Here is a 6,790-nt window from a genome sequence, read left to right as displayed (position 1 = left end):
GCCCGCCTGCCGCTCGACCGCCCGCTGCCGCGCGACCGCGGCGTGGCCAGCACCTTCGGGCCGCGGCTCGACCCGTTCACGCGGGGGCTCGCGCTGCATACCGGGCTCGACCTGAAGGCGGAGATGGGCGAGCCAGCGCTGGCCACCGCGCCCGGGCGCGTCGTCACGGCGGAGGCCACTGGCGGCTACGGCAACATGGTGGAGATCGACCACGGCCACGGCGTGGTCACGCGCTTCGCGCACCTGTCACGCATGGCGGTACGGGCCGGCCAATGGCTCCGCGCCGGTGATCTGGTCGGCCGCGTCGGCTCGACCGGGCGCTCGACCGGCGCGCACCTGCACTACGAGACCCGGATCGACGGCGAGCCGGTCGACCCGCTGGGGTTCCTGGAGGCGGGGCGCGAACTCGCCAAGGGCGGTGGGCCCTGACGTCGCGGCCGGCGCGACGTCGCGTGTCCCGCCATTCCGGGGCGCCCGAGGCGAGCCCGGAATGGCAAGGGTTCGATGGACGAAAAACGGTTCCCGTCCTGCCGCCTCAGTCGATGTCCTCGACCTTCTCCGTCGCCCCGTACAGGCGCTGCGCCAGCGACGCCTCGATGAAGGGGTCGATGTCGCCGTCGAGGACCTCGTCCGGGTCGGTCGACTGCGTGCCGGTGCGCAGGTCCTTCACGAGCTGGTAGGGCTGCAGCACGTAGGAGCGGATCTGGTGGCCCCAGCCGATGTCGGTCTTGGAGGCGGCCTCGGCGTTGGCCTTCTCCTCGCGCTTCTTCAGCTCGGCCTCGTACAGGCGGGCGCGCAACATGTTCCAGGCGGTCGCCCGGTTCTTGTGCTGCGAGCGCTCCTGCTGGCACGCCACCACGATCCCGGTCGGGTTGTGGGTGATGCGCACCGCCGAGTCGGTGGTGTTGACGTGCTGCCCGCCCGCGCCCGACGACCGGTAGGTGTCGATCCGGCAGTCGGATTCCTTGATCTCGATCTCGATCCGGTCGTCGATCACCGGGTAGACCCAGACGGAGGCGAAGCTGGTGTGCCGCCGCGCGCTCGAATCGTAGGGCGAGATGCGCACCAGGCGGTGCACGCCGGACTCGGTCTTGAGCCAGCCGTAGGCGTTGTGGCCCTTGATCAGGAGCGTCGCGCCCTTGATCCCGGCCTCTTCCCCGTCCGACCACTCGACGATGTCGACCTTGTACTTCCGGCGCTCGGCCCAGCGGCCGTACATGCGCTGAAGCATGTTGGCCCAATCCTGGCTCTCGGTGCCGCCGGCGCCCGCATGGACCTCGAGATAGGTGTCGAAGCCGTCGGCCTCGCCCGACAGCAGCGTCTCGACCTGACGGCCGGCCGCCTCCTTCTCTACGGTGAGGATCGTGGCCTCGCCCTCGCGGATCGAGGCCTCGTCGCCCTCCGTCTCGCCGAGCTCGATCAGCATCGCCCCGTCGTCGAGATCCTGCTCGAGCTTGCGGATGGCGGCCACGGCCTCGTCGAGCTGCTGGCGCTCGCGCATCACCTTCTGCGCGGCGTCGGCGTCGTTCCACAGTTCCGGGTTCTCGGACGCCGCATTCAGCTCCGCGAGTCGTTTATCGACGGTATCCCAGTCAAAGATGCCTCCTCAGCAGTCCGATCGACTGCTTGGCGGCATCCGAGGCTTGCTCGATCTCGGCGCGCATTTCGAGGGTGTGTCGCTTGTGTCGGGGCCCAAAGAGGTCGAGCGGGGTGATACCGGCGGCGGGCGCCCCTGTAAACGGCTCCCATCCCATGGCGCGTGCCGAGCTCATGCGACGCTCCCACCCGCGCCGATCCGTGAAACCATAGCCGACTCGTGCGTTGACCGGGGATTTTCACCCCGATCGGGAGGGACGCGCGATGACGAAGGCCGAGGACAAGGATTCGCGGGACGACGCCGAGCACGACCGCGAGCAGACCCGGAAGGAGTTCGACGCGGCGGTGAACATGACGCCCGCCGCCTTGAGGAAGCATCTCGACTCCGACGCCAGCAAGTCGGTTGGGCAGAAGTCCGGCGGCGGCGAGGCCACCGGGCACAAGGAGGGGCGCCGCATCCTCGAGATCAAGGCCAAGAAGAAGGCCGACCTCACGGACGACGATTACGGCCACATGCGCAAGGTCGTCGGCTACGTCCGCCGGCACCTCGCGCAGGGCGGCAAGTCGCGCAACGATCCCGACTCGGCCTGGGCGCTGTCGCTGATGAACTGGGGCCACGACCCGTCGAAGGACTGAGCCGGATCGCGCGGCACGTTGGAAAAATAGCGCGCCGCGTCGAGCCCGTCAGTGCTGGCCGTAGCCGGCGATCCAGGCCGGTGCCAGCACGTAGCGCCGCTTGGCGCGGGGATCGGTGCGGCCCTCCATGAGGCCGCTGTCGTAGTAGTTGAAGCCGGTGATGCCGTAGCCGCCGCCGTTCATCACCTGCGGCACGGCGATCGCCGGCACCGCGAGGTCGGGGCGCGCGGGCGGGACGATCGGGCGGTTGGCGCCGTCGACCTGCAGCACCGTGGGGCCGTCCGGACCCTGGAACACGTAGGCCCCGGACTGGGCCTGGGCGGCACCGGCACCGGCGAGCGCGAACAGGCCGGCGGCGAGGCCGTGTCGGAGGAAGGTGTTCATCGCGTACTCCGTCGCTGAGGGGCGGGTTCGATCGTCGGGGCATCATGCCCGATGCGCGGCCGCGTGTCCGTCGCCGCGACGCGCCGGCCGCGGCGTCGCCCCCGGAAAAACCGACCGGAAGCCCCGGTCGGTCGGCTCTCGATCGGCCTCGATCAGCCCTTGGAATGCAGCACGACCGCCGGCTGCCGGGCGATCGGCTTGCAGGTCGTGTCGAAGGCGTTCAGCACCAGCGGGCGCGAATCGCAGGCGAAGGCCGCATTGGGGCCCGGCGCCGGGATCGGGTCGCGGGCGACGATCGGGTTCGGCGCGCAGGCCGAGGCGGCTGCCGCCAGCAGCAGGGCGGCGGGCAGGGACAGGCGACGCATGCAAGCCTCGGGGACGCGAGTGCGGATCATTGCCGCCGACCCTGCGCACGGGGCCGGCGGGTGACAAGCACATGCAGCACACCCATCGCGCTTTGGCCGGGCCTGTCGCCCCGCCGCAACAATCGGGATCAGGCGCTCTTGGCCAGCGGCACGACGTTGTGCAGCGTCTTGTCCGCGATCTCGAGGAAGCGGCGGACGTTGCGGGCCGCCTGGCGGATGCGCTGCTCGTTCTCGACGAGGGCGATGCGGACGAAGTCGTCGCCGAACTCGCCGAACCCGATGCCGGGCGCCACCGCGACGTCCGACTTCTCGAGGAGGAGCTTCGAGAATTCGAGGCTGCCGAGCGCCTTGAACTTCTCCGGGATCGGCACCCAGGCGAACATCGAGGCGGCGGGCGCCGGGATCTTCCAGCCGGCCTTGCCGAAGGACTCGACCAGCGCGTCGCGGCGCTTCCTGTAGATCGCCCGCATCTCCTGGATGCAATCGTCCGGCCCGTTGAGCGCGGCGGTGGCCGCGACCTGGATCGGCGTGAAGGCGCCGTAATCGAGGTAGGACTTCACCCGCGACAGCGCGGCGAGCAGGCGCTCGTTGCCGACGGCGAAGCCCATGCGCCAGCCAGCCATGGAATAGGTCTTCGACAGCGAGGTGAACTCCACCGTCACGTCGATCGCACCCGGCACCTGCAGCACCGAGGGCGGCGGCTCGCCGTCGAAGTACACCTCGGCATAGGCGAGGTCCGAGAGCAGGATGATCTCGTGGCGCTTCGCGAAGGCGACGAGGTCCCGGTAGAAGTCGAGCGTCGCCACGTAGGCCGTCGGGTTCGACGGGTAGCAGACCACCAGGGCCACCGGCTTCGGGATCGAGTGCGCCATGGCGCGCTCCAGCGCCGGGAAGAACGCGGGCGTCGGCTCGGCCGGGACGGAGCGGATCACGCCGCCCGCCATCAGGAAGCCGAAGGCGTGGATCGGGTAGCTCGGATTCGGCACCAGCACCACGTCGCCCGGCGCGGTGATCGCCTGCGCCATGTTGGCGAAGCCTTCCTTCGAGCCGAGGGTGGCGACCACCTGGGTGTCGGGGTTCAGGCTCACGCCGAAGCGGCGCTGGTAGTAGCCCGCCTGGGCGCGGCGCAGGCCGGCGATGCCCTTCGAGGCCGAGTAGCGGTCGGTGCGCGGGCGCCCGGCCGTCTCGCACAGCTTGGCGATGACGTGCTTGGGTGCGTCGAGGTCCGGGTTGCCCATCCCGAGGTCGATGATGTCGGCGCCGTTGGCGCGGGCGGCGGCCTTGATCCGATTGACCTGCTCGAACACGTAGGGGGGCAAGCGCTTGATGCGGTGAAAATCGGTCATGGCCATCTGTCCATCGGCGCGGATCCCGCGGGGCGGCACTGGCGGCCCCGACGGGTGGCGGTCGGCCTTTCTAACATCGAAGCGGCCTGCCGCCGACCCCGAATATCGGCCTTATTGTGCCGGCTGGGCCGGCGCGCTCGCCGGCTTCGTCGCCTTGCCGGCGCTCTCCGCGGCCCGGCCCCGCGATTCGTTGCGGCCGCGGGCGCCTTCGAGCTCGGCTTCCAGCGCCTTCTGGCTCTCGGCCGACTTCGCCCGCACCGGACGTGCCGGAGCGGAGACGCCGACCGGCATGAACTCGGTCCCGCCCTTCGGCCGCGAGTTCGCGACGAAGTCCGGCGCGGCGACGGCCTTCGGGCCGTAGCCGGCCTCGACCGCCAGCGTCTTGATCGGCGAGAGGTCGGAGGAGCAGGCGCCCGTGGCTGCCGCCGCGCAGAGCGCGAGCGTGCCGAGGAGGCGCCGGAACGCGATGCCCTGCGCTGCGGAGCCGGACGGATTCGACGGCCTGCCCGGAGAAGTCGTGCCGGGATCCGGAACCTTGTCGCAAGTTGAGGTCATGCCGCAGTTATATCGCCGTTCGCGCCTGCCGCGCTGGGCAAATTCGGGGTTGGCGCGTTAATTTGGCGGAAACGAGGCTCGGACCGCCCTCCGGGGCGGGTGCTCGGGTCCGCCCGCGCTGCCGGCGCGGACGAAGCCAGGGAGTGGATCACGCGTGACGACGCAGCCGACGACGCCCGCGATGCTCGATTTCGAGGCCCTCTCGCGCAATGCGGGCCAGTTCATGGAACAGCTCGGACGGGCCGCCGCGCGCTACGTCGCTCCCGAGGACGGCCTGCCGGTCCAGCCCAAGCCGCCGCAGGAGGCGAGCGAGCTCGTGCGCACCCTCGGCACCGTGGCCGAGACGTGGCTTTCCGATCCGAAGCGGACGCTCGAGGCGCAGGCCAAGCTCAGCGAGGCCTTCGTCGCTCTGTGGGGCACGACGTGGATGCGCCTCCAGGGCCAGGAGGCCGAGCCGGTGGCGCAACCCGAGCCGAAGGATGCGCGGTTCGCCGACGCCGAATGGTCGTCGAACCCGTACTTCGACTTCATCAAGCAGGGCTACCTGATCACCACCCGCTGGGCCGAAGGCCTGGTGAACGAGGCCGAGGGCATCGACGAGCACACCCGCCACAAGGCGCAGTTCTACCTGCGCCAGCTCGCCGGCGCGCTCTCGCCCTCGAACTTCGTGATGACCAACCCCGAGCTGATCCGGCACACGCTGCAGGAGAACGGCGCCAACCTCGTCCGCGGCATGAAGATGCTGCAGGAGGACATCGAGGCCGGCGCCGGCGAGCTGCGGGTGCGCCAGACCGACCGGAACGCGTTCGAGTTCGGCGTCGACGTCGCGGTGACGCCCGGCGAGGTGGTGTTCCGCAACGACCTGATGGAGCTGATCCAGTACGCGCCGCGCACCGAGACGGTGCTGAAGCGCCCGTTCCTGATCGTGCCGCCGTGGATCAACAAGTTCTACATCCTCGACCTGAATCCGGCGAAAAGCCTGATCGGCTGGATGGTCGACCAGGGCCTCACCGTCTTCGTGATCTCCTGGGTCAACCCGGACGAGCGCCACCGCGACAAGGACTTCGAGTCCTACATGCGCGAGGGCATCGAGGCGGCGATCGACGCGATCGGCGTCGCCACCGGCGAGACGGAAGTGGCGGCGGCCGGCTACTGCGTCGGCGGCACGCTGCTCTCCGTCACGCTCGCGATGCAGGCCGCCACCGGCAACAAGCGCATCAAGAGCGCGACCCTCCTGACGACGCAGGTCGACTTCACCCATGCCGGCGACCTCAAGGTCTTCGCCGACGAGGGGCAGATCCGGCAGATCGAGACCCAGATGGCCGAGCGGGGCTACCTCGACGGCGCCAAGATGGCCAACGCGTTCAACATGCTGCGGCCGAACGACCTGATCTGGTCCTACGTCGTCAACAACTACGTCAAGGGCAAGCCGCCGAGCGCCTTCGACCTGCTGTACTGGAACGCCGACGCCACCCGCATGCCGGCGGCCAACCACGCCTTCTACCTGCGCAACTGCTACCTCGAGAACAACCTCGCGCAGGGCCGGATGGTGCTCGGCAACATCCGCCTCGACCTGAAGAAGGTGACGGTGCCGGTGTTCAACCTCGCCACCCGCGAGGACCACATCGCGCCGGCGATCTCGGTGTTCGAGGGCTCTTCGAAGTTCGGCGGCCCGGTGGACTACGTGCTGGCCGGCTCCGGCCACATCGCCGGCGTCGTCAACCCGCCCTCCAAGCCGAAATACGGCTACTGGACCGGCGGAAAGGCGGAAGGGCGCCTGGAGGATTGGCTCGGGGCCGCCACCGAGACCAAGGGCTCGTGGTGGCCGTACTGGTTCAAGTGGCTCGAGGCGCAGGCGCCCGAGCGCGTGCCCGCCCGCAAGCCCGGCGGCGACGCGCTGCCCTCGCT

9 protein-coding genes are annotated in these 6,790 nt (G+C 69.9%); 3 read left to right on the top strand and 6 right to left on the bottom strand.

Annotation, left to right across the window (positions count from 1 at the left end; all coding sequences use genetic code 11):
• The coding region (locus FV223_RS16795; RefSeq protein ID WP_147728104.1) for a M23 family metallopeptidase at nt 1-429 on the top strand (429 nt) is incomplete at its 5' end.
• A 106-nt stretch (nt 430-535) separates the two neighbouring features.
• Here FV223_RS16795 and prfB read toward each other — a convergent pair.
• Together prfB and FV223_RS30525 are read right to left on the bottom strand one after the other, a co-directional pair.
• A protein-coding gene (prfB, locus tag FV223_RS16790; protein ID WP_147728103.1) for a peptide chain release factor 2 occupies nt 536-1,664 on the bottom strand; the annotation gives its coding sequence in 2 pieces (ribosomal slippage) (nt 536-1,594 and nt 1,596-1,664; 1,128 coding nt in all).
• Nucleotides 1,593-1,772, bottom strand: coding sequence for a hypothetical protein (locus FV223_RS30525; RefSeq protein WP_187276164.1), 180 nt, complete (start codon nt 1,770-1,772; stop codon nt 1,593-1,595). The genes prfB and FV223_RS30525 overlap by 72 nt, the downstream gene beginning before the upstream one ends.
• 88 nt (nt 1,773-1,860) lie before the next feature.
• Between FV223_RS30525 and FV223_RS16785 the strand changes: the two genes are divergently transcribed.
• Nucleotides 1,861-2,232, top strand: coding sequence for a DUF3140 domain-containing protein (locus FV223_RS16785; protein ID WP_147728102.1), 372 nt, complete (start codon nt 1,861-1,863; stop codon nt 2,230-2,232).
• Nucleotides 2,233-2,280: 48 nt separating this feature from the next.
• Here the strand turns inward: FV223_RS16785 and FV223_RS16780 are convergent, their stop codons facing one another.
• The 4 genes from FV223_RS16780 to FV223_RS16765 all read right to left on the bottom strand — a co-directional run bounded on the left by FV223_RS16780 (nt 2,281) and on the right by FV223_RS16765 (nt 4,882).
• Complete coding sequence (locus tag FV223_RS16780; protein WP_147728101.1) at nt 2,281-2,616, bottom strand: hypothetical protein; 336 nt, start codon at nt 2,614-2,616, stop codon at nt 2,281-2,283.
• Between the two features lie 152 nt (nt 2,617-2,768).
• The gene (locus FV223_RS16775) at nt 2,769-2,981 is read right to left on the bottom strand and encodes a hypothetical protein (protein ID WP_147728100.1); all 213 of its coding nucleotides are present in this window, start codon (nt 2,979-2,981) and stop codon (nt 2,769-2,771) included.
• A gap of 128 nt (nt 2,982-3,109) precedes the next feature.
• Complete coding sequence (locus tag FV223_RS16770) at nt 3,110-4,327, bottom strand: LL-diaminopimelate aminotransferase (protein ID WP_147728099.1); 1,218 nt, start codon at nt 4,325-4,327, stop codon at nt 3,110-3,112.
• 111 nt (nt 4,328-4,438) lie between these two features.
• Nucleotides 4,439-4,882, bottom strand: coding sequence for a hypothetical protein (locus FV223_RS16765; RefSeq protein WP_279603625.1), 444 nt, complete (start codon nt 4,880-4,882; stop codon nt 4,439-4,441).
• Nucleotides 4,883-5,036: 154 nt separating this feature from the next.
• On the opposite strand from FV223_RS16765, the gene phaC reads away from it, so the two are divergent.
• Nucleotides 5,037-6,790, top strand: a 1,754-nt coding sequence (phaC, locus tag FV223_RS16760) for a class I poly(R)-hydroxyalkanoic acid synthase (RefSeq protein ID WP_147728098.1), incomplete at its 3' end; no start/stop codon positions are given.

It is taken from the genome of Methylobacterium sp. WL116, assembly GCF_008039455.1.
Lineage (GTDB): Bacteria > Pseudomonadota > Alphaproteobacteria > Rhizobiales > Beijerinckiaceae > Methylobacterium.
This window is presented reverse-complemented; position numbering and strand designations above follow the sequence as displayed.

Excerpts from the sequence above, each read along its gene's own strand:
- FV223_RS16780 (WP_147728101.1), bottom strand. The coding sequence starts at position 2,616 with ATGAACACCTTCCTCCGACACGGCCTCGCCGCCGGCCTGTTCGCGCTC.
- FV223_RS30525 (WP_187276164.1), bottom strand. The coding sequence starts at position 1,772 with ATGAGCTCGGCACGCGCCATGGGATGGGAGCCGTTTACAGGGGCGCCC.
- FV223_RS16765 (WP_279603625.1), bottom strand. The coding sequence starts at position 4,882 with ATGACCTCAACTTGCGACAAGGTTCCGGATCCCGGCACGACTTCTCCG.
- FV223_RS16775 (WP_147728100.1), bottom strand. The coding sequence starts at position 2,981 with ATGCGTCGCCTGTCCCTGCCCGCCGCCCTGCTGCTGGCGGCAGCCGCC.
- FV223_RS16785 (WP_147728102.1), top strand. The coding sequence starts at position 1,861 with ATGACGAAGGCCGAGGACAAGGATTCGCGGGACGACGCCGAGCACGAC.
- FV223_RS16770 (WP_147728099.1), bottom strand. The coding sequence starts at position 4,327 with ATGACCGATTTTCACCGCATCAAGCGCTTGCCCCCCTACGTGTTCGAG.